The organism is Pontibacter anaerobius, assembly GCF_026241195.1.
Taxonomy (GTDB): domain Bacteria; phylum Bacteroidota; class Bacteroidia; order Cytophagales; family Hymenobacteraceae; genus Pontibacter; species Pontibacter anaerobius.
The window spans coordinates 398947-419808 of record NZ_JAPFQO010000001.1; the positions used below are offsets into that span (position 1 = coordinate 398947).

The window sequence follows — 20862 nt, forward strand, 5'->3', positions numbered from 1 at the left end:
AATAGAAGGCCCCGCTAAAGTATAGCGGGGCCTTCTATTTTTTGAAGGGAGGTTACCCTATACTATACTACAAGCTACCAAGGCCTTTCAGGATGACAAAAAGTGAAGAATGAAACGAATCTACCTTAAGGGGAATTTCGCAAATAGTGTAGGTGACTCTCCTCCTCGGAGGGGTTGATTAATCGCAACTTAGTTATTTAGTCTTCCTGCTCTTCGTAGAAAGATTCCAGCGCATCCTCCAGGTAATTATACTCAAACGTGAAGCCGGTGTGGAGTACCTTATTGGCACTTACGCGCTGGCTGGCAAGCACCACCTCACTCATTTCGCCCATCATCAGGTTAATGGCAAAGGCAGGCACTTTAGGCAGTACCAGCGGCTTTTTCATGGCTTCGGCCAGTTCCCGGGTAAACTCTTTGTTGGTAACAGGGTGCGGCGCCACAGCATTGTAAACGCCTTCAAACTGGGTGTCCTCTATGGCGCGGATAAACAGGCGGCAGGCATCGTCAATATGGATCCAGGACATGTACTGCTTCCCGGAGCCCAGCGGGGCACCAGCCATTAGCTTTACAGGGCGGGCCATCTGCGGCAAGGCACCGCCTTTTATGCTCAGTACAATGCCCAGCCTAAGGAGTACAGTGCGCAGGTTCAGGTTGCGCATCTGCCATGCGGCTTCTTCCCAGGCCTTGCATATCTCCGCCAGAAAATCATCGGCATACATGCTTTCCTCTGACACAAGTTGGTCGCCGGAGTCGCCGTAAATACCTATGGCGGAGGCAGAAATAAACCCTTTTACGTGGTGCTCCGCTTCGCTGAGGCATTTGTGCAGCAGGTTTATACTTTGTACGCGGCTATTCAGGAGTTCCTTCTTGCGCTCTTCCGTCCATTTTTCGGAAGCTACGCTGGCACCCGCCAGGTTCACGATGTAATCGGCATACATGATGGCGTTCTCATCAATGTAGCCTTCCTTTACATCCCACTTAAAGGTCTTATAAGTGGATACCTTATCGGGGTTGCGGCTGAGGTGCGCTACTTCGTACCCCTGGTCTATCAGCATCTCTGACAGACGCATCCCTATTAAACCGGAACCTCCTGTAATGAGTATTTTTCCTGGCATAAGCTTTTATGTGTTTGCACAGTAAGTTCACCTATACGAAACTTAGGTATATTTAAGTTTTCTGATATTTCGTAGGAAGGTAAGAAGTATGGTTTCCGGGTAAAGCAGGGTACAGTTTAACGGCTGGTACGAATATGGCCCAGGAATTCCGTGCGGTACTGCTCCTGCTCAAACAGGCCGGAATATTCTGCCGTAACGGTGCTGCTGCTCACATCGTTCACGCCGCGGCTCATCACGCACAGGTGGTCCGCCTCAATCAGTACGGCTACGTTTTCAGTCTGCAGCGCCTGTTTCAGCTCGTCGGCTATCTGCATGGTCATGCGCTCCTGCACCTGTGGACGGCGGGCGTAGTAATGTACAATGCGGTTCAGCTTAGACAGGCCTATTACGTGTTCGTTCGGGATGTAGGCCACATGCGCCTTGCCTATGATAGGCACAAAATGGTGCTCGCAGGAGGAATACACGGTAATATCGCGCTCCACCAGCATCTTGTTATACTTATACTTATTCTCGAAGCGGCGCGCATGCGGCTTGTTGTCCGGGTGCAGACCGCTGAAGATCTCCTTCACATACATTTTGGCCACGCGGTGCGGCGTGCCCTTCAGGCTGTCGTCCTGTAGGTCCAGGCCCAGGGTGTGCATGATCTCGCGGAAGTGCCCCTCGATGATCGTAATCTTTTCGTCGTCTGACAGGTCAAATGCATCAGCACGCAACGGTGTCTCCAGAGAGCTCATCACGTGGTCATCCATCGCCTCTTCGTTCTCCAGGTCGTGGTTATCCATTATATTCCACAAAGTTTCTTTCTGTTTCATACAGTGTTACAGCTAAATCGTAATCAGGGCTGATTTTCTCACGGAGTTTGTTCCAGATTACCACCGCAATATTCTCGGCGGTTGGGTTCAGTTCGCTAAACTCCTCCGTGTCCAGGTTCAGGTTCTTGTGGTCAAACTTGTTCACCACCTCCTCCTTTACCAGGTCGCTCAGTATTTTCATGTCGTACACATACCCGGTGTCGGGGTCTACAGTGCCCGTCAGCTTCACGATCAGCTCATAGTTATGCCCATGGTAATTGGGGTTGTTGCACAGGCCAAACACCGTGCTGTTCTGCTCATCCGTCCAGGCGGGGTTGTGCAATCTGTGCGCGGCATTAAAGTGCTCCTTTCGGCAAACGGTTAGTTTCATAGTGCTCTTAACAGCTAATGTGCGGTAAAGTTTGGCTCCATACCCGATCACCTCTGACTGCGAGTGCCATAAGTTTGCAAAGTTAGTGCAGCTAGCCCTAATCCCAAACCAAAAACAGGCTAAATTAATTCGTTTTGCCTTCGCTCTTTCTGCTGCCTATTCTTTAACTTCGTGTATCAGACAAACCTATCGGAGTACAAAAATCAGGAGCCGTATGAGAGGATTTATACTTGCCATTTTATTGTTGGTGGTCGGCGTTTGCCAGGCGCAGTCGGTGCAGGTAAAAGAAGTGGAGCAGGAGGTGCTGGGCGTGAAAAGGCGCGGGCAGCAGCTGTCGGTGCAGTTAGACACTAAAACCGTGGAGCGCTCCTGGAAGGATTACCTGGGGCAGAAGGCGGGCCGCGTGCGGGTTACCAAGGGCGTTATAACAGTGGAGGAAGCTAAGATCGATACAATTTCGGATGTGCCTGTGCGCCTGCTCTCGCTGGTAAGCAGCGATGCCATGGGCAGCAATGTTTGGTGGACCCTGGATTTCGGGACCGATTACCTGAGCAAGTCTGCCACACCAAAAGAGTATACCGCTGCAGAGAAATTTATGCGGGGCTTTGCCCGAAAGCTCTACCGCGAAGACGTGTTCCGGCAGATTAACGCTGCCGAGGATGTGCTGCAGGCTACCAAAGCGGAGCAGGACCGTGTAGTGAAGGAGGCCAATAGCCTGCAGCTAAGTATAGAGCGGAACAAGCAGCGCCGGAAGGAGTTGGAACAGGAACTGGTGCGAAACGCCGAGGATCTGAAGCAGTTGGAGCAGGAGGTGCAGCTAAACCGCCAGAAGCAGGAGCTTAGCCGCCAGCGCGTGCAGGAGATGGAGCAATCCGTAGATGCCGTTCGTGCCAAGCTGCTGCAGGTAAATCGCTAACTCAGGAGCAAATTTTGCTGGGTTTATACTTGTAGAGACGCAATTTTTGCGTCTCTTTTTTATGAGCGGTAGTTCGTGGAGTAGAAGTATAGCTTTTCTTACTTCAGTATTAGGATGTATCAGGCCCCCACGCAATGTGTTGCGTGACCGCCGGTTACAATTTCATCCAGCGCTGTATCTCCTTCTCCGCGAATTTCTCATCGCGCCAGCCCACAAACCTGGTGTTAGCAGACTCATTGTAGTTAGAGAACCAGATCTGAAGTATGGCCTTGGCGCCCGGGTAGTTCTTGCTGAAGCTTTCGTAATTGGTGGCGTCCAGTTGGCGCTCGCTGGGGCGCGCCGGCACGGCTACCACAATATGGCGTAACTCGCCTCTGTTCTCCAACTGCATCAGGCCCACCGGAATCACCTCCATCTCCGTGCCCGGCTCCTTTCGCTCGGCCAGTACCAGCACCTCCAGGCCTTTGCCGTCTTTATCTATCTCGGTAGAGGGAATAAAGCCCAGGTTGCCAGGGTAGGGGAGAAAATTCACCTGCCGTTCATGTCCTGCATTCAGGTCCGGCAGAAACTCCTTTTTTTCCTGGTCATACACCAGCCGGAGCGTATTGCCGGCGGGTGTCTCTATTACAGCCTGTAGCTGCTTGTTCGCCGAGTAGGTAGGTAGCGCGGTATAGTCTGTCTGGCAGGAGAACAGTATAAGCAGCGGCAGCAGAAGCAAGTATAAAGTATGGGTTTTCATAACGGGAAGTGCTTGGGTTTGTACTTTCAAAGATAAGAAACAGAGGCTGCAGACTAAAGCACAGGCAGCCATCAGGTGCAAGTATAGGTATAAAAAAAGGAGCCGAGGTTATCGGCTCCTTTTTTACTAAAACTATGGAAAACTTATGAAAACAGGTATTCTTATCGTCTTTCCTTGATACGAGCAGCCTTGCCCTGAAGTCCTCTCAGGTAGTACAGTCTTGCTCTTCTTACTTTACCTCTTCTTACCAGCTCGATTTTCTCGATAGAAGGAGAAAGAAGTGGGAAGATACGCTCTAAGCCAATTTGGTTAGATACTTTTCTTACAGTGAACGTCTCACCGTTTGTGTTCACGTTCTTACGCTGAATCACAACACCCTGGAATTGCTGAACACGCTCTTTGTTACCCTCACGGATCTTAACGTGTACGTTTATAGTATCACCCGCCTGGAAAGTTGGGAAAGAGGCGCGCTTGTCAGTAGATTCCTGCTCAATGAATTTAATTAGTTCGCTCATGATGGCTATGTTCTCTTAAAGTATCTTCTCGAAATTCGGACTGCAAAGATATGTAAATATTTATTACATAAGAACATTTGCAGAAAAAAAATATAGATTTTGGCGGGCACCCAGGTAAATTTTACCTATGGCCCATTTGTTTTTACTTAACCGGCCTTATCCGTACTATGCTATTCGTTCAGAAGGTCGGGGCGGCGCTGTTTGGTGCGCTCCACGGCTTGCTCAAAACGCCACTGCTCAATCTTGGGCGTGTCGCCAGACATCAGGATGTCCGGTACTTTCATGCCTTTGTACTCGGCAGGACGGGTAAAAACCGGCGGTGCCAGCAATCCATCCTGGAAAGAGTCGGTTAGCGCAGAGGTTTCGTCGTTGAGCACTCCTGGTAGAATGCGGATAATAGCGTCCGTTAGCACGGCTGCACCCAGTTCTCCACCCGATAGTACATAGTCCCCGATGCTGATCTCGTGCGTTACGTAATGCTGCCGCACCCGCTCATCCACGCCTTTGTAGTGGCCGCAAAGTATGATCACGTTCTCCAGCAGCGAGAATTGGTTTACGATGCCCTGGTTCAGCGTTTGCCCGTCCGGCGTCATGTAGATGATGGCATCATACTTCCGGTCGGCCTGCAACTCCGAAATACACTTGTCTATCGGCTCTATCATCATCACCATACCGGCACCGCCACCAAACGCATAGTCATCAATCTGGCCATGCTTGTTCACGGCGTACTGGCGCAGGTCGTGGATATGGATCTCGGCTAGGCCCTTTTGCTGCGCCCTTTTCAGTATAGAGTGGCTGAAGGGACTCTCCAGCAGGTCCGGCTGGCACGTGATAATGTCAAAGCGCATTGCTATTTCTCCTCCTCGGTGTCTTCTTCGTCAAAGTCGTCGGCTTCGTCGGGACTGGATGGCTGCGTGTATACTTCCAGCAGGCCTTCCGGCAGGCTCACGTGCAGTTGCTTTGCCTCGTGGTCGGCACGCAGGAAGATCTCGTCCATTACCGGCACCAGCATTTCCTGGTCCAGGTACTCCATTACCATAAGTTGCTGCTGCGGCAGGTCGTAAAACTCCTTTACGGTACCCAGCGCACCATGCTGCTCATCTACCACCTGGTAGCCGATCACATCGTGGAAGTAGAACTGGCCTTCTTCCAACTCCGGCAGTTCGTCTAGGGGTAGGTAAAGAGAGGTGTTGCGCAGTGCTTCGGCTTGTTCGATGGTGTTGATATCCTCGAACTTTATGATAAAGCGGCCTTTCTGCACAGGCTCCATGGTCGTTATAAAAAAAGGAATCAGTCTTCCTTTTTGCTCAAGGAAAACTGATTCCAGATCTTCATAATCTTCAGGAAAGTCTACGTCAAAAAACGCGACTACTTGCCCCTTCGTGCCATGGGTCTTGACGATATAGCCTAACAGGAAGCATTCATCAACTTGCATGGCACGCCGAATTATGCTTGCTCTTCAGTAGACTCGCCTTCGCCGCCTTCTGCAGGGGCCTCAGTAGCCTCTTCAGCAGGAGCGTTAGCAGCAGCTTTCTCAGCGTCACGCTGACGGATAGCCTCTGCACGAGCCTCTTTAACTTTACGCTCAGCCTCTAAAGCAGCCGCACGCTTAGATTCTTTCTCAGAACCCAGTTTCTGACGTTTCTCTTCGATCTTCGCCTCTTTGGATTCTTTCCACTCGTTAAAACGAGCATCAGCAGTCTCCTGAGTGATGGCGCCTTTCGCAACACCTACCTGCAGGTGCTTCTTGAACAGGATACCTCTGTAAGAAAGCATTGCTTTTACGGTGTCAGTTGGCTGCGCACCGTTCATAACCCACTGGAATGCCTTATCTTCGTTGAAGTCGATAAAAGCGGGGTTAGAGTTTGGGTTGTAAGTACCCAGTTTCTCGATAAATTTACCATCACGTGGTGCACGAGCGTCTGCTACTACGATATCGTAGATAGCGGCTTTCTTGCGGCCTCTGCGGGCCAGTCTGATTTTTACTGCCATTTTATAATGTGTTTTTTCAGTCGGCGGAACCCGTCCGCCTGTTTAGAACCGCAAAATTAGGGAAATAATTTCTGATTATCTACAGCCCTTTGTTATTTATTAATTCTCTGAGGCTTAGCGCAAAGTATAAAACGTAAAAAAGCCCTCCGTTTCGGAAGGGCTTTCTCTATACTTGTCGATGCTTAAGCGGCTGCTTTGGATCTTTTCTCAGCTTTCACCTTCACAGGCTTCAGCTTGATGATGCTCAGCTTGTCCAGCGTCCAGATAACCGGCCAGGTAGGGTCCACTTCCCACCACTTCACGCCGAAGTTCACGCGGTTAGGCAGTTTGTGGTGGTTGTTCTGGAACAGCTCACCGCCTGTGAGGAAGTCGAAGAAAAGCGAGTTTCTGGACTTGTCGTTGTTATCGAAGTTCTGGTAGCCATACTTGTGCCCGCTCCAGTTTACAATGGCACCGTGTACCGGACCCATCAGGAAGTGCAGAGGCAACAGCAGGAACATCCACCACTGTGTAGCGAAGGCGATGTAGAACAACACATAGGCTACGCCCCAGCCAACACGGGAAACCTTCGAGTCCCCAATCTTCTCAAGAACCGGCCATACTGGGTAGTCACCATCAAAGCGGCGCTCCGGCTCCACACGGTAGTTAAGCACGTTGTTGTAGATCTCCTTCGTCTTCCACATCATCGTGAAGGCGTTGTTAGAGAAGTGGGGCGAGTGCGGGTCGCGCTCTGTGTCGGAGAACGCGTGGTGCATGCGGTGCAGAATAGCATAAGCACGTGGCGACAGGAACGAGGAGCCCTGCGCGATGTAGGTGAGCAGGTAAAATGCTTTTTCCCAGAACGGGTTCATGGTAAACATTTTATGCGCTGCGTAGCGGTGCAGGAAAAAGGTCTGCACGAACAGCGACAGGTACCAGTGCACCACGAAAAAGATTAGAATTGCCATCAATGTATGGGTATTAAGTGATTTGATCTTAGTTGTGCGGCATTATTGCGTTGTAGAACGCGCCTTGCCATACGCAAAGCTACAACACGAATTTAAAAGTAAAATAGTATTAACGGGGTAAAAGTTCAGAAAATGATAAATATCATCTTTTGCTTATCTTTCAGGAACTTCAATTGCCGCTACAGCAACTGTTAAGGTCGGAACTTCTTGCCTTCTCCCAGGCTTCTTTGCCCTCTTTATAAGCAAAGTAGGCAATACCCAGCGAACCAAGCAAATCTACATAGCCGATCCGGAAAAGTTCGTACAGGCCACTAGCTACCAGAAGTATGACCGACAGTTGTAAGCAGGCCCTGGTGCAATGTGCATCCGCAATAATGGGAGCAGAGTTTAGCTTGTTGCCCACATCCAGTTTGTAGCGCATCAGGAAGAACATGGTAAGTATAGAGACAAGGGAAACGATAATACCTACTACTGTTGTCTCAGGCTGCGACCCCTGTATCGCTTTCAGTACGCTTCCGATCACCAGGCTAGCTGTCAGGAGGTAAAAGCTGGTGCCGGTTACCTTCAAGGCCTGCTTCTCGAACCTATCCCGCTGCTGCAAGGGGTTACGCTGCATGCGCCATACCATGTGCGCAATGCCAATGCCCGAAATAACCTCCACAAAACTGTCCAGGCCGAAGCCCAGCAAGGAGAGCGTGTCGTCTTCTATCCCGAAATAAACCGACACCAGCCCCTCAGCCAGGTTGTAGACAATGGTAATTACGCTAAGGACAAATGCAATTTTTAAGAGTTTGTTAATGCCAGGCCGGGAGTTTTGTTCCGCTACAATGCTTTCTGCTATACTTGTTTGATGTTTAGTCATACAGAGATGAACGCAAAAGGGATCAAAAAGGCTCCCTCAGGCAGTAGGTTGGCTTACCTGAAAGGCGCCCACACCGGCGTGGCTGGGGGAGGGGCGCTTACCACAACAGGGGTTTTGAGGGTGGGGTGGGTAAACTGCAACTGGCGCGCGTGTAGGGCTATACTTTTGTCGGGCATCGGCTGGGCTGCGCCATACTTCAGGTCGCCAAGTATAGGGCAGTGCATGGAGGCTAGCTGCACCCGTATCTGGTGCGGCCTGCCGGTAATGGGATTCACCTCCAGCAGGTACTTGCCCTGTTGTGTGCTCAGTAGTTTATAGTTGAGCTCGGAGCGTGAGCCGGCAACGTTTTCCTTTGCATAGGCTTTGGTCACGTTGCGGGAGCTGTCTTTCACAAGCCAGTGCACCAGGTTGCCCTGTTCCTGCTTTGGCCTGTTCTGTACCAATGCCCAGTAGGTTTTCACCGTTTTCTTACTACGGAAAAGTTCGTTGAGGCGTGAGAGGGCCTTGGATGTTTTAGCCAGCAGCACCACGCCGCTCACTGGCCTGTCAAGGCGGTGCACCACCCCGACAAAAACGTTTCCGGGCTTGTTATACTTCTCTTTTATGTACTCTTTCGCCAAATCAGCCAGCGTCATGTCGCCTGTCTCATCGCCATGCACCAGCAACCCGGCAGGCTTGTTTACCACCAGCACATGGTTATCCTCAAAAAGAACGTCTAAGGCCATAGGAATGGATCAGGGGAGAAAAGGGTAAAGTATAACTACGGATGGGGAAACCATGTTAGAGAATCAGAAAGCTATACTTCAAAATGTGTCAAAGTATAACTTTCTAACTCTGTAACTTCTAAACTCTAATACGCTTCTTTCTCGTTCGGGAAGTCTTTGTTCTTCACGTCTTTTACATAATTCTGCACGGCATCAGTCATAATGCTGTGCAGATCGGCGTAGCGACGCAGGAAGCGGGGCTTAAATTCTTTGTTGATGCCCAGCATGTCGTGCACCACCAGCACCTGCCCGTCTACGTACGGACCGGCACCAATGCCTATGATCGGGATCTGTAGGGTTTCGGCTACACGCTTGGCCAGCTCAGAAGGTATTTTCTCCAGCACGACGGCAAAGCAGCCCAACTCCTGCAGCAGCAGTGCATCTTCTATCAACTTCTGCGCCTCGGCCTCTTCCTTAGCACGGACGGTGTAGGTGCCGAATTTATAGATAGACTGCGGCGTAAGACCCAGGTGCCCCATTACCGGAACACCGGCACTAAGTATGCGCGTAATGGATTCTTTGATCTCGGCACCACCCTCCATTTTCACGCCATGCGCGCCAGACTCCTTCATGATGCGGATGGTGGAACGCAAAGCTTCTGAAGAGTTACCCTGGTAAGAACCAAATGGCAGATCTACCACCACAAAGGCACGCTGCACCCCCCTGATAACCGATGATGCATGGTAGATCATCTGGTCGAGCGTGATGGGGAGTGTCGTCTCGTGGCCCGCCATTACGTTAGAGGCCGAGTCGCCTACCAGCAGCACGTCTACCCCGGCGGCATCCAGAATGGTGGCCATGGAGTAATCGTAGGCGGTAAGCATGGAGATTTTCTCGCCACGCTCCTTCATATTTTGCAGCTGGTGCGTGGTAACTTTCTTTATATCGTTTTTATGTACAGACATGGCTCGCTGTGGTTTTAGATGTAAAGCTATAAAATCTAGAAACAAAAACAGCCACATTTTGCTGTGGCTGTTAACGGTTAGTAATTGTAACCAGTGTTGCTGCGTTTTGTTAGTTTCAGGTCCTGTAGCAGCGATGAGCGGGCATTTATGGTCAGGTTGTAGCCGCGTAGCAGGCCGAAGGGAACCCAGCCGATGCTCATGTCCCAGCAGTGCAGGTCACGGTAAATCTGCACGTTGGCGTAAGAGATGTTCTGGTTCGAGATATCGTATGTTGCGTTATAAGTTACCTTCCATTTCTCCGTCACATTCAGGGAGCCGTCGATGCCTACTGTCTGGGTAAGGTTGGTGCGGCCAGTCAGGCCAAAGGCGCGGCTGTAGTTCAGGGTATAGTTCAGGTTCAACGTCCACGGAATGTTAAAGTCTACATACTGCGGCATAAGAGGGTCAAGTGGCCGCTCCAGCGAGGGCAGGTTGTCTGGCACAGCCGTCTCGGTTCGGAAAGCCTCCGGGTTCAGGCTGGCCGTCAGGTTCAGGCCAGCGTTCGTAATTCTGCCCAGCCTGCCCTTCGATAGGTCAAAGTAGTACTCATCTATAGATTGCCCTGTGCTGTCGTCTTTCTGGTATGGGTCCAGCGTGGAGTTGAAGTTCATGTTGATGAACTTGAATAGCTTGGTGTTAAGGGACATCCTCACCGGGGCCAGTTTCAGGGAGTCGCGGGCAAAATCATAGCCCGAGGAGAGACGCAGGTTATCGATGATGCTGACCTTCTCAGACTTCACCTCTGCGGTATCGCTCTTGGCTTTTACCTTCATCTCAATGCTGTTGTCCAGGCTAAAGTTAAGAGCGGAGCTAAGGCCTGTTGCCGGTAAGCCGGTGCTGAAGCGGCCCAGATTGCGATAGATGGCCTCGTTTGTTCTTGGGTCGGTGCCAACCAACGTGTTTTGGTAAAAACCAAAACGCTCATCGGCAAAGTCCGGGCGGTAGTTGTAGCTGATGCTTGGCCTTACCAGGTGGCGGATCGCCTCTACTTTCTTGCCCTCTTTAAAGTTAACTGTTCCGTAAATGGTGGTGCTCAGGTTAGCCCCGGCGCTGTACTGGTACACCCGCCCGAAATTGGTCGTGTCTATGTCCACGCGCTGAGAGTCGGGGTTAAAGGTGAAGTTATACTTCTCGTCCAGCCAGGTCTCGTTGTAGCTTACGCTTGGGCTAAAGTTAAAGAAGCGGAGGATCTTGTAGTTACCCAGGCCAATGCCGAAAGAGTGTACAGCTGATTTTCTTCCGCTTTCCCACAGGCGTTGCAGGTTGTCAAAGTTCACGTCTATGGTGTCGGCAGGGGCAGTCTCCAGCAGCGGGAAATCAGAGCGTGTACGGGCAGGCTGCACGTTGGAGATGGTGTTGGAGGCCCGCACGTTATAAGTCAGGGTAAACTTCTCGTACCATTTGTTTGTAGCAGGCTGCTCGGAGAACAGTTCGTACAGCGACACCTGCGACATGCTGAAGTTAAGGTCAGGCAGCACGAAGTTCATCGTCCCGGTTTGCGTACTCTGTCCCTGGCTCGCCTTTACCGTGTAACTGAAAGGGGAGTTGGGTATGGTTTTCTGGTAAGAGATGTTTGAGTTGAAGGTCGGCGACAGGTACTGCGCCGAGCTGTTGTAGTTTATACGCTGGTGCAGGGCACTACCGGCATTCACGCTGGCGCTGAAGGAGCCGCGCCCCGGTTTGGTGACAGGGCTGTGGTTCCAGTAAATCCAGAAGGTGCGCCTGGACGATGGTAGCTGGCTAAGTGTGTTGTCTGTTGTCCGGGATTGCTCGATATCCGCCTCGTCATTTTTAAAGTTATCGTAAGTAAAGCGGAAGTTGCCACGATAAGAATAGCGCTTCACGTAGTCTGTGCTTGCCTCCACGTTATACCCGCCCAGGGAGTAAATGTCGCCGGTTAGTTTGGTGCCAACATAATCGTTCCAGGCAAAGTAGTAGCCGCCGTTGTTCAGGAAAAAGCCGCGCGCATTCTCGCCGTAGCTAGGCACGATTACACCAGAGGCACGCTTGGCTTTAGGCGTGGGGAAGAGGCCGAACAGAAACCCGAGCGGCGTCGGGATATCCCCTATCACTAGGTTAAAGGGGCCAGCCATTACTTTGTCGTTCGGGATGGCTTTTATCTTGCCTGCGTTAATGTAGAAGTGCGGGTGCTCCAGGTTACAGGTGGTGTACTTGTTGTGTAAACCAAAGAACTCGTTGTTTTCGTTGCGTTTTACCACCTCCGAGTGTATGTATCCTTCCCCTTGCTGCGTTACTACTTCAGAAATGCGGCCCCTCCTGGTTTTATAGTTGTAGGCGATGCGCTTTGCTGCGTAGGTCTCGGCACCCTGGCTGAATACCGGCGTGCCGGCCTCTTTTCCGGTAGAGTCGGGGAGGGTGGTGGCGGTAAGGGTGTTGGTCTCGTAGTTGATCTGGATGTAGGCGGCCTCCAGCTTCATGTCGCCGTAGTTTATCTTGGCGTCGCCGTACAGGTGCACTACTTTTCGGTCAACCTCAAACTGCATGGAGTCTCTGGCAGAGTATTTGATCGTGGTCGCGATATCGCCTTGTGGGGCGGCCAGGCTTAGAGTGTCCTGTCCTGCAACAAGGGCCGTGTCTTGCGAAGCTACAGAGGGAGTATCCTGCGGCGTTACTGCCGCAGCAGGTCTAAGTCCACGCTGGGCATGGGCCGTCGGCGGGGAGGAAAGTATGGCAAACTGCAGCAGCAGTAAAAAAATGAAAATGTAGTGGCGCAACTTCTTCAGAGTTCCCTAAAAGTTTACTTAATTTGTACAAAGTTATTGTTTTAGCTTTTAACTAACGAGCGTTGTGAAAAATATTGTTACTGTTTCTATTCTGGCTTTTGTTTTTTTGCTGTGCTCCTCTAACACCCTTGAATTCAAGAAAGAGTACAAGTTGCGCACTGTTGTAATTGATGCCGGCCATGGCGGCAAGGATGTTGGGTGTAACGGTAAATTCTCGCATGAAGCCATTGTCGCACTTGATATTGCCAAACAAGTAGGAGGCCTGATTGAAAAGAACGTACCCGGGGTGAAAGTTGTTTACACCCGCACCGATGATAACTTTGTAGAGCTGATAGACCGTGCCGGCATTGCGAATAAAAACAATGCGGACCTTTTTATTTCTATCCACCTCAACGCCGGCCCTGCCTCCGCATACGGAACCGAGACCTACACGATGGGACTTCATACTTCTAACGGAAACCTGGAGGTAGCCAAGCGGGAGAACTCCGTTATCCTGCACGAGGACGACTACGAGGCCAACTACAACGGTTTCGACCCGAACTCCCCGCAGAGCCACATCCTGTTTGCCCTGCACCAGAGCGCTTACATCGATAACAGTCTCCGCTTTGCCGAGAAAGTGGAGCGGGAGTTCAGGACCAAGGCTGGCCGTAAAAGCCGTGGCGTGAAACAGGCAGGATTTCTTGTGCTCTGGAAATCCTATATGCCAAGCGTACTGATCGAGTGCGGCTTTCTGACAAATCCCACTGAAGAAAAATTTCTTAACGATAAGACCGGGCAATCGTATATTGCATCAGGTATATATCGCGCCTTCAAAGAGTATAAGCAAGAGCTGGAGGCGATGAACTAAGCACACCCTACGTGAAAATATCAAAGGAACTTAAAGTTGCGCTGCTAGGAATTGTAGCGCTTGTCATTCTGTACTTCGGATTCATGTACCTGAAAGGGTCGGATGTTTTTTCTGACTCCCGCAGATACTTTGTGGTATATGATAATGTGGACGGATTGGCGGTTTCCAATCCCGTGCTCCTGAACGGCATACAAGTGGGCAGTGTGCAGAAGATGCGTCTGATGACCGAAAAGGACAACAAAGTAGAGGTGCAGATAGAGGTGCTGAAAGACCTGCAGGTGGGCGACTCCACCATCGCTGCGCTTGGCAACTCCGATCTGTTGGGTAGCAAAGCAATTACGTTATACTTAGGCAACAGCACTACAACATTCGATGGCGGTGAAACCCTTATCCCTTTCACCCAAAGCAGCATTACGGAGATGATCTCCACCAAAACAGTACCGATCATTGATAAGGTGGACACCACCCTGGCGCGTGTGAACAGATTACTTGACAGCGAAGCGAAGGGCAACCTGCAGGATATACTGGCCAACACTAAGGCCACAACAGCATCAGTGAACGAGATACTGCGCTCTAACCAGAAGAACATCAACCAGATCACCAGCAATATTAACCAGCTGACCAACTCCCTCATTAGGACCCAGCGCCACATAGACCGTCTGGCACTGAACATGGCCGAGATAACCGACACGCTGAAGCAGGTGGAGATAAACCAGCTGGTGCATAATGCCAACGAAGCCGTGAAGGAGCTGCAGTCTGCGGCGGCCCAGCTGAACTCTGCAGAGGGATCCATCGGGAAGCTGATGCACGACGAAGAGCTGTACGAGAACATGAACCGCTCCACCCAGGCCCTGAACCTGCTGCTCCGCGACATACAGGCCTACCCAAAACGCTATGTAAGCTTCTCGGTGTTTGGCCGCAAAGACAAGTATAAAGTAGACGAAACCGGCCGTGTGATTACCCTGGAGGAGGTGAAGGAGCTGCAGGAAAGGCACCCGGAGGAGTTTAGAACCGTGCCGGACACTGTTTATGTGCCTGTGCCTAAAGGTAATGGCGTACAGGGCGCAGCTGCTGAGCCAGCACAAAATGACTCTACGGGCATTAAATAAGCAAGCTACACGTGAAAATTGTATATTTGTAAAATCCGCTTTTATGGGCGGATTTTCGCATTTTATACTTACCCTTAAAAACTAATCTAACCCTGGATGGATATCGAATTCAACAAAAACGAAGACGCCGTAAAACAGCTGATTTTCCAGCTAAATAGTAAACTGAAGAAAGTACACCTCGGAGGTGGCGAGAAGCGCATTGAGAAGGAGCACCAAAAAGGTAAAATGACCGCCCGCGAGCGCATAGCATACCTGCTGGACGAAGGCAGCGAGTTCCTGGAAGTTGGCGCCTTTGCCGGCGAGGGCATGTATACAGAGGTGGGCGGTTGCCCGAGCGGCGGCGTGGTAACAGGCATTGGCTACATTAAAGGCCGACAGTGCGTGGTGGTGGCCAACGATGCCACTGTAAAAGCCGGTGCCTGGTTCCCGATCACGGCCAAGAAGAACCTGCGTGCCCAGGAAATCTCTATCGAAAATAAGTTGCCTATAGTATACCTGGTGGACAGTGCCGGTGTATTCCTCCCGATGCAGGATGAGATTTTCCCGGACAAGGAGCACTTCGGTCGCATCTTCCGCAACAACGCCGTGATGAGCTCGATGGGTATTGTGCAGATTGCCGCGATTATGGGAAGCTGCGTGGCCGGTGGTGCTTACCTTCCGATCATGAGCGATGAGGCCATGATTGTGGAGGGAACGGGCTCCGTTTTCCTGGCCGGTTCATACTTAGTGAAATCCGCCATCGGCGAAAGCATAGATAACGAAACACTGGGTGGTGCCACTACGCACTCCGAGATATCGGGTGTAACGGACTATAAGTGCAAAGACGACAAGGAGGCGTTGGACCATATCCGCAACATCTTCGATAAGATGGGCGATAAGCCTAAGGCTGGTTTCAGCCGTGTGGAGCCCGCCATGCCGAAGCTGCATCAGAGCGAGATCTACGGCCTGCTGCCTTCTGACCGCGTGAAGCCGTACGATATGATGGACATCATCCTGCGATTGGTGGATAACTCGGAGTTTGAGCCTTACAAAGAACTTTACGGACAGACACTGATCTGCGGCCTTGCACGTGTAGACGGATGGGCTGTGGGCATTGTGGCCAACCAGCGCAAGATTGTGAAAAGCAAGAAAGGCGAGATGCAGATGGGCGGTGTTATCTACTCCGACTCTGCCGACAAGGCCGCGCGCTTTATCATGAACTGCAACCAGAAAAAGATTCCGCTGGTGTTCCTGCAGGATGTGTCCGGCTTTATGGTGGGCAGCAAATCAGAGCATGGCGGCATTATTAAGGATGGGGCTAAGATGGTGAGCGCCATGTCTAACTCCGTGGTTCCGAAGTTCACGATTCTGGTAGGCAACAGCTACGGCGCCGGCAACTATGCCATGTGCGGCAAGGCCTACGACCCGCGCCTGATCTACTCCTGGCCAACGGCGCAGCTGGCCGTAATGAGCGGTGCTGCTGCGGCCAACACGCTGCTGCAGATTCAGGTATCCTCTATGAAAGCCAAAGGGGAGGAGATTACGCCGGAGGCCGAGAAAGAGCTGCTGGAGCGCATCACTAGCAAGTATAACGAGGAGCTGTCGCCATACTATGCCGCCGCCAGATTGTGGGTAGACGGCATCATAGACCCGCTGGAGACGCGTAAGGTGATCTCTATGGGCATTGAGGCCGCCAACCATGCCCCTATTGAGAAGCCATACAACGTGGGCGTGATCCAGACGTGATATCTAATTAAGAATGCATAATGATGAATGAATTATAAACCGGAGTAAGAGTGTTATCCATATAGCCTCCGGAGGGGCCAACCCGCGCTCTTTTCCGGTTTATGATTTTGATTAGCTAATTATCGGAGAATATTGTGACAAAGGGAGAAATTAAGGCGCTGATCTCGCTGCTGGACGACAGCGACCACGATGTGGCGTCGTATGTGGAGAAGCAGATTGCTTATTTGGGCGAGGGGATTATACCGTTTCTGGAGGAAGAGTGGGAGGAGACCCTGAACACAGATCTGCAGAAGAAGATTGAGGACCTGATTCATAACCTTCAGTTCGACGGACTGATGAAACGCCTGCAGGAGTGGAAAGCCAGTGGCGCCGAGAGCCTGCTGGAGGGGATGTTCCTGGTGAATTCATACTTGTATCCGGACGTGGACTTTGCCAGCATCAACAAGACCATTGACCAGCTATACTTTGATGCCTGGACGCACATGAAGGATGAGATGCACCCCTATGACCAGGTGAAGTCGCTGAACAACGTGCTGTTCCGGGAGAAGCGCTTTTCGGCCAACACGAAGAACTTTCATTCGCCGGCCAACTCTATGCTGCACCTGGTGCTGGAGAGCAAACGCGGCAACCCCCTTACGCTCTGCGTTATTTACATGACGCTGGCGCAGCGCCTGGGAATGCCGGTGTACGGCGTGAACCTGCCTAACCTGTTTATACTTACCTATAAGCTGGGCGATTTGCAGTTTTACATCAACGTGTACAACAAAGGTCTCATCCTGAGCAAAGCTGATATCGATAACTACATTCTGCAGCTGAATCTGAACCCGGTGGATATTTTCTACGAGCCATGCGCCAACCTCGACATCGTGAAGCGGGCGCTGCGCAACCTGGCCTTCTCATTCGAGAAGATGGATGACCCGGAGAAAGCCACAGAGGTAACCAAACTGTTGGATGCTATTACGGATGAAGGCTCAGCAATCTGATTCTTTATGAAGATAAAGTATAAAAAGAGAAGCCGCCCTGTTGCAGGGCGGCTTCTCTTTTTATACTTGCTATACTTATAAATTTAAGGATTACTGCTTGCTTTTAGCAATTTGCACCAAATAATGTACCCATGCGCCACCTATAGCGGTAGCAAAAATTCCGAAAAGTATAAGTAAAGATTGCATAATGGTGTAGTGTCAGCGGTTTATACCTAGATTAGTACTTCTTGATCAAACAGCCGGTGGCACGCTTGTCGCCGGCAGAAACTGGGCGGTTGGCCAGAACCTCGTCTATCACGCTGCGGAGGTAGAAGTTTTTCACGCCGCTTTCCATCTGCGGGTTATCGTCTATTGCACCTTTATACTTTAGGGTAAACCCACCGCTTTCGTTGTGCAGCACAAATACCTCCGGAGTTTTAGTGGCGCCAAACTGGCGGCTAACCTTTTGCCCTTCATCGGCAAGGTAAGGGCTATACTTTCTGCTGGCCATGTCTTCCAATGTCTCACCTGGGTCGCCGGCGCCCGGGTTGATAAAGATGAACTGCACGCCTTTCGCGCTATAGTTGCTGGCCAGTGTTACAAGGCGGCTCTCATACAGTTTGGCGTATGGGCATTGGTTATTGGTAAACACCAGTACCACAGTCCTGGCATCGGCCAGCTCGCTGAGCGTTACGTTTTGGTTATTGGTGCCCTGCAGCGTGAAATCAGCCACTTTATCGCCCACCTTATACCCCCCGGACTGTGCAAATGCACCAACCGAGAGCAGTAAGGCCGTAAGTAAAGAGAATAACTGTTTCATATATTTTGTGTTTGGTTTGTAGGATCGGGTTGCTTGTCTATGCAGTAAGTTAAAACATGACTGTGCAGAGCATTGAAGTGAATACGGTACAATTTAGAAAAATTTTCAGTATTCACACGGCCTTGCAGCACATTTGGCTCCTCGGTGGGGGCTATCTCCAGGTTCTCTTTAAAAATCAGTTGTTTACGGCTGTATAGTTTGTACAAGGTTTCCTTCGCGCTCCAGAACAGGCAGGTATTTTGTTCGTTGGCCAGGGTATGTGTTTTCTCGCCTTCAGTCAAAAACTTGTCCTGCACGCGCAGCGCTTTCGGGGATACTAGTTCAATATCTATGCCAACCTCATACTTATCGGAAAGTATAACGGCGGCCAACTGCGGTGAGTGTGAGATGGATACGTGGAAGCGGGAGTCGGGGAAGTATGGCTTGCCGTACTGGTTGCGCAGCAGCTGTATGGGGCGCGTGGTAAACTCCTGTAACATGTTGTAAACCAGCACTCGGCTGGCCAGCCACTCCCGCTGCCGCTTGGGGTGCACCTTCTCCAAACGATCCTCCACGGTAACATAGCCAGGCAGTGCCTCCCGCAGCTCTTCCATCGGCTCCGTCAGCTCCCAAAGGCCCAGCTTAGTGTGTTCGTCCAGTTGTTTTATGTATAGCAGCGGCATAAGCAATAATGTGCGGTTACAGCGTTTTTAAAGTATGGCACGGCTGATTAGCTGTATTTGTTGTAAATTTAGGCTAAAATTACGGAACACCAGAGTAGGCAGCATGGCAAGCAAGGTACAAGTTGAGAAAGTGGCTACCCTCACTGGGCACCGCGACAGTGTGTATACGTTGGAGCAGGCAGCGGAGGAGCATCTTTTTTTCTCTGCCGCCGGCGATGGCATGGTGGTGGCCTGGAACATGCAGGCACCCGACACCGGCGATTTGGTGGCGCGGGTAAGCTCCTCTGTGTATGCCCTGTGCTACCTGCCGGAGCGCCACCTGCTGCTTATCGGACAGAACAACGAGGGTATGCAGGTAATCGACCTGGAAAGTAAAAAGATACTGAAGTCGGTGCCGTTGCCCAAGGTGCCTATTTTTGAGATACTTTATACTTCGGAGGCGGGCAAAGTATACGTGGCTCTGGGCAACGGGGCCGTGGCCGTCCTGGATGGCGAGAGCTTCGAGCTGCAGACCATTATTCGGAAGGCCGAGAAGAGCGCCCGCAGCCTGGCCTACAACAAGTATACAAATGAGCTGGCCGTGGGCTACAGCGACCATAAGATCCGGGTGTTTGATGCTGCAAGTATGGCGCTGAAGCAGGAGCTGGCCTCGCACACCAACTCCGTGTTTACAGTGGCCTACTCGCCGGACGGAAAGCTGCTGCTGAGCGGTGGCCGCGATGCGCACCTGCGGGTATGGGACGTGGAGCAAAATTATACCGAGCGGGGATACCTGATCGCCCACATGTACACCATCAACCACATTGCTTATAGCCCGAGCGGCGAGTACTTTGCCACCTGTAGCATGGATAAATCCATAAAGCTGTGGGATGCGCAGACCTTTAAGTTGCTGAAAGTGATTGATAAAGTGCGACATGCCAGCCACGGTACCTCGGTAAATAAATTATTTTGGTCGGCTCATCAGAATCAGTTAGTTTCGTGTAGCGATGACCGCACCATTTCGGTTTGGGATATAAATTTTTGAGTTATGAAGATTACACCGTTAGAGATCAGGCAAAAAACGTTTGAAAAGGCATTTAGAGGATTAGACAAGGATGAGGTAAATGCGTTTTTGCTGACGCTCTCGCAGCAGTGGGAAAAGCTGCAGGATGAGAACAAGGACCTGCGCATGAAGCTGGATGCTGCGCACCGCGAAACACAGAAGCTGCGCGAGGTGGAGTCATCGCTCTACAAAACACTCAAAACCGCAGAAGACACCGGCAACAGCATACTGGAGCAAGCCAAGAAATCGGCTGAGCTGCAGGCCCGCGAGTCGGACCTGAAGGCAGACGAAATGATGAACCGAGCCCGCAACGAGGCGCGCCAGATGCTGGAAGAGGCCCAGCGCCAGTCGGAGCGCGTAATTGCCGAGATGCAGCAGCACGTGAAGTCGCTGGACCAGGAGTGCCGCCAGATGGAGAACTACATGGACCACCTGGTACGCGACCTGCGCAACCTAGCCACCGAGACCCTGGAGAATGCCGAAAAAGCCAAGTCAAAACCTAAAGCAGGTACACACAGTATTCTTTCAAAAGCAGCCAACACCGAGGTAAGCAGCTCGGAGTTGCTCAAAAATTTGAAAGACATGGAAAAGACATCAGATAATAACACATACCAGTTGCCGGAATCAACGGCATCCAACGCTCCTGTAGCGGTATTTGAGAATAACTCTAACGCTTCTATCGGTGACCCGGCTCCGGATGTTACACAGCCGCAACCAGAAGTGCCTAGCACGCCAGAACCTATGGTGCCGAACGTGCCATCTCCCGAGATTCCGCAGCCATCGCCAGACTACCCGGGTCGCGTGCCTGCTCCGGATATTGAGCAGCCCGTGCCGGAGATCCAGCCTGTGCAGCCAGACCAGCCAGAGATACAGCCACCGATGACAGAGCCATCGCGCAATGCGTATGCCACGAACGGTGCTACGGTGAAGCCTGCTTCAGGAGGCTCTTTCTTCGACGAGATAGGCTAAGCGGCA

General features: G+C 51.3%; 22 protein-coding genes. 7 read left to right on the forward strand and 15 right to left on the reverse strand.

All coding sequences use genetic code 11. The annotated features are described in order from the left end of the window. Positions 1-197 precede the first annotated feature (197 nt). From OO017_RS01890 to OO017_RS01900, 3 genes are all read right to left on the reverse strand, one after another. Entirely contained in the window at positions 198-1115 is a 918-nt protein-coding gene (locus tag OO017_RS01890) for a TIGR01777 family oxidoreductase (protein WP_266050735.1), read from the reverse strand. Positions 1116-1231: 116 nt separating this feature from the next. Then, positions 1232-1927 (reverse strand): GTP cyclohydrolase I FolE, encoded by a 696-nt coding sequence (gene folE, locus OO017_RS01895; RefSeq protein ID WP_266050736.1) that lies wholly within the window; start codon positions 1925-1927, stop codon positions 1232-1234. Then, on the reverse strand, positions 1890-2297 hold the full coding sequence (locus tag OO017_RS01900; protein ID WP_266050737.1) for a 6-pyruvoyl trahydropterin synthase family protein: 408 nt from the start codon (positions 2295-2297) through the stop codon (positions 1890-1892). Before OO017_RS01900 ends, folE begins: the two co-directional genes overlap by 38 nt. A 214-nt stretch (positions 2298-2511) precedes the next feature. Here OO017_RS01900 and OO017_RS01905 point away from each other — a divergent pair, with 214 nt between their 5' ends. After that, positions 2512-3213: a DNA repair ATPase gene (locus OO017_RS01905; RefSeq protein ID WP_266050738.1), complete on the forward strand. Its 702-nt coding sequence runs from the start codon at positions 2512-2514 to the stop codon at positions 3211-3213. A 154-nt stretch (positions 3214-3367) separates the two neighbouring features. Here the strand turns inward: OO017_RS01905 and OO017_RS01910 are convergent, their stop codons facing one another. The 10 genes from OO017_RS01910 to OO017_RS01955 form a co-directional block, all read right to left on the reverse strand. Next, positions 3368-3952, reverse strand: coding sequence for an inorganic diphosphatase (locus tag OO017_RS01910; protein WP_266050739.1), 585 nt, complete (start codon positions 3950-3952; stop codon positions 3368-3370). Positions 3953-4113: 161 nt separating this feature from the next. Next, positions 4114-4467, reverse strand: coding sequence for a 50S ribosomal protein L19 (gene rplS / locus OO017_RS01915; RefSeq protein WP_266050740.1), 354 nt, complete (start codon positions 4465-4467; stop codon positions 4114-4116). A 170-nt stretch (positions 4468-4637) separates the two neighbouring features. Then, the gene (trmD, locus tag OO017_RS01920) at positions 4638-5315 is read right to left on the reverse strand and encodes a tRNA (guanosine(37)-N1)-methyltransferase TrmD (RefSeq protein WP_266050741.1); all 678 of its coding nucleotides are present in this window, start codon (positions 5313-5315) and stop codon (positions 4638-4640) included. A 2-nt stretch (positions 5316-5317) separates the two neighbouring features. Further along, positions 5318-5902, reverse strand: a complete 585-nt coding sequence (gene rimM, locus OO017_RS01925) for a ribosome maturation factor RimM (protein ID WP_266050742.1) — start codon at positions 5900-5902, stop codon at positions 5318-5320. Between the two features lie 11 nt (positions 5903-5913). Beyond that, positions 5914-6459, reverse strand: a complete 546-nt coding sequence (locus OO017_RS01930; RefSeq protein WP_266050743.1) for a 30S ribosomal protein S16 — start codon at positions 6457-6459, stop codon at positions 5914-5916. A 182-nt stretch (positions 6460-6641) separates the two neighbouring features. Beyond that, positions 6642-7406 (reverse strand): acyl-CoA desaturase, encoded by a 765-nt coding sequence (locus OO017_RS01935; protein WP_266050744.1) that lies wholly within the window; start codon positions 7404-7406, stop codon positions 6642-6644. Positions 7407-7575: 169 nt separating this feature from the next. Beyond that, entirely contained in the window at positions 7576-8268 is a 693-nt protein-coding gene (locus tag OO017_RS01940) for a cation efflux transmembrane domain-containing protein (protein ID WP_266050745.1), read from the reverse strand. Between the two features lie 53 nt (positions 8269-8321). Next, the gene (locus tag OO017_RS01945; RefSeq protein ID WP_266050746.1) at positions 8322-8993 is read right to left on the reverse strand and encodes an RluA family pseudouridine synthase; all 672 of its coding nucleotides are present in this window, start codon (positions 8991-8993) and stop codon (positions 8322-8324) included. 125 nt (positions 8994-9118) lie between these two features. Further along, positions 9119-9937 carry a 3-methyl-2-oxobutanoate hydroxymethyltransferase gene (gene panB, locus OO017_RS01950; protein ID WP_266050747.1) on the reverse strand — a complete coding sequence of 273 codons (819 nt, stop codon included), beginning with the start codon at positions 9935-9937 and terminating at the stop codon, positions 9119-9121. A 77-nt stretch (positions 9938-10014) separates the two neighbouring features. Next, positions 10015-12711 carry a putative LPS assembly protein LptD gene (locus OO017_RS01955; RefSeq protein ID WP_266050748.1) on the reverse strand — a complete coding sequence of 899 codons (2697 nt, stop codon included), beginning with the start codon at positions 12709-12711 and terminating at the stop codon, positions 10015-10017. 73 nt (positions 12712-12784) lie between these two features. Between OO017_RS01955 and OO017_RS01960 the strand changes: the two genes are divergently transcribed. From OO017_RS01960 to OO017_RS01975, 4 genes are all read left to right on the forward strand, one after another. Continuing rightward, complete coding sequence (locus OO017_RS01960) at positions 12785-13567, forward strand: N-acetylmuramoyl-L-alanine amidase family protein (protein WP_266050749.1); 783 nt, start codon at positions 12785-12787, stop codon at positions 13565-13567. An 11-nt stretch (positions 13568-13578) separates the two neighbouring features. Continuing rightward, the gene (locus OO017_RS01965) at positions 13579-14676 is read left to right on the forward strand and encodes an MlaD family protein (protein ID WP_266050750.1); all 1098 of its coding nucleotides are present in this window, start codon (positions 13579-13581) and stop codon (positions 14674-14676) included. 96 nt (positions 14677-14772) lie between these two features. Then, a complete protein-coding gene (locus tag OO017_RS01970) occupies positions 14773-16401 on the forward strand; it encodes an acyl-CoA carboxylase subunit beta (protein ID WP_266050751.1) in 1629 nt (542 codons plus the stop codon). A gap of 134 nt (positions 16402-16535) precedes the next feature. Next, positions 16536-17384, forward strand: coding sequence for a transglutaminase-like domain-containing protein (locus tag OO017_RS01975; RefSeq protein ID WP_266050752.1), 849 nt, complete (start codon positions 16536-16538; stop codon positions 17382-17384). A 217-nt stretch (positions 17385-17601) separates the two neighbouring features. Here the strand turns inward: OO017_RS01975 and OO017_RS01980 are convergent, their stop codons facing one another. Together OO017_RS01980 and OO017_RS01985 are read right to left on the reverse strand one after the other, a co-directional pair. Then, complete coding sequence (locus tag OO017_RS01980; protein ID WP_266050753.1) at positions 17602-18183, reverse strand: thioredoxin family protein; 582 nt, start codon at positions 18181-18183, stop codon at positions 17602-17604. Further along, positions 18180-18845, reverse strand: a complete 666-nt coding sequence (locus OO017_RS01985; RefSeq protein ID WP_266050754.1) for a 4'-phosphopantetheinyl transferase family protein — start codon at positions 18843-18845, stop codon at positions 18180-18182. Before OO017_RS01985 ends, OO017_RS01980 begins: the two co-directional genes overlap by 4 nt. 103 nt (positions 18846-18948) lie before the next feature. Between OO017_RS01985 and OO017_RS01990 the strand changes: the two genes are divergently transcribed. Further along, positions 18949-19869, forward strand: coding sequence for a WD40 repeat domain-containing protein (locus OO017_RS01990; RefSeq protein WP_266050755.1), 921 nt, complete (start codon positions 18949-18951; stop codon positions 19867-19869). A 3-nt stretch (positions 19870-19872) separates the two neighbouring features. Continuing rightward, the gene (locus tag OO017_RS01995) at positions 19873-20856 is read left to right on the forward strand and encodes a DivIVA domain-containing protein (RefSeq protein WP_266050756.1); all 984 of its coding nucleotides are present in this window, start codon (positions 19873-19875) and stop codon (positions 20854-20856) included. Positions 20857-20862: the final 6 nt, after the last annotated feature.

What these genes read in the sequence shown, in the direction of transcription:
- OO017_RS01905 (WP_266050738.1), top strand. Translation starts at nt 2,512, where the DNA reads ATGAGAGGATTTATACTTGCCATTTTATTGTTGGTGGTCGGCGTTTGC.
- rimM (WP_266050742.1), bottom strand. Translation starts at nt 5,902, where the DNA reads ATGCAAGTTGATGAATGCTTCCTGTTAGGCTATATCGTCAAGACCCAT.
- OO017_RS01995 (WP_266050756.1), top strand. Translation starts at nt 19,873, where the DNA reads ATGAAGATTACACCGTTAGAGATCAGGCAAAAAACGTTTGAAAAGGCA.
- trmD (WP_266050741.1), bottom strand. Translation starts at nt 5,315, where the DNA reads ATGCGCTTTGACATTATCACGTGCCAGCCGGACCTGCTGGAGAGTCCC.
- panB (WP_266050747.1), bottom strand. Translation starts at nt 9,937, where the DNA reads ATGTCTGTACATAAAAACGATATAAAGAAAGTTACCACGCACCAGCTG.
- OO017_RS01910 (WP_266050739.1), bottom strand. Translation starts at nt 3,952, where the DNA reads ATGAAAACCCATACTTTATACTTGCTTCTGCTGCCGCTGCTTATACTG.
- rplS (WP_266050740.1), bottom strand. Translation starts at nt 4,467, where the DNA reads ATGAGCGAACTAATTAAATTCATTGAGCAGGAATCTACTGACAAGCGC.
- OO017_RS01985 (WP_266050754.1), bottom strand. Translation starts at nt 18,845, where the DNA reads ATGCCGCTGCTATACATAAAACAACTGGACGAACACACTAAGCTGGGC.
- OO017_RS01930 (WP_266050743.1), bottom strand. Translation starts at nt 6,459, where the DNA reads ATGGCAGTAAAAATCAGACTGGCCCGCAGAGGCCGCAAGAAAGCCGCT.
- OO017_RS01980 (WP_266050753.1), bottom strand. Translation starts at nt 18,183, where the DNA reads ATGAAACAGTTATTCTCTTTACTTACGGCCTTACTGCTCTCGGTTGGT.
- folE (WP_266050736.1), bottom strand. Translation starts at nt 1,927, where the DNA reads ATGAAACAGAAAGAAACTTTGTGGAATATAATGGATAACCACGACCTG.
- OO017_RS01970 (WP_266050751.1), top strand. Translation starts at nt 14,773, where the DNA reads ATGGATATCGAATTCAACAAAAACGAAGACGCCGTAAAACAGCTGATT.
- OO017_RS01945 (WP_266050746.1), bottom strand. Translation starts at nt 8,993, where the DNA reads ATGGCCTTAGACGTTCTTTTTGAGGATAACCATGTGCTGGTGGTAAAC.
- OO017_RS01935 (WP_266050744.1), bottom strand. Translation starts at nt 7,406, where the DNA reads ATGGCAATTCTAATCTTTTTCGTGGTGCACTGGTACCTGTCGCTGTTC.
- OO017_RS01990 (WP_266050755.1), top strand. Translation starts at nt 18,949, where the DNA reads ATGGCAAGCAAGGTACAAGTTGAGAAAGTGGCTACCCTCACTGGGCAC.
- OO017_RS01940 (WP_266050745.1), bottom strand. Translation starts at nt 8,268, where the DNA reads ATGACTAAACATCAAACAAGTATAGCAGAAAGCATTGTAGCGGAACAA.
- OO017_RS01900 (WP_266050737.1), bottom strand. Translation starts at nt 2,297, where the DNA reads ATGAAACTAACCGTTTGCCGAAAGGAGCACTTTAATGCCGCGCACAGA.
- OO017_RS01890 (WP_266050735.1), bottom strand. Translation starts at nt 1,115, where the DNA reads ATGCCAGGAAAAATACTCATTACAGGAGGTTCCGGTTTAATAGGGATG.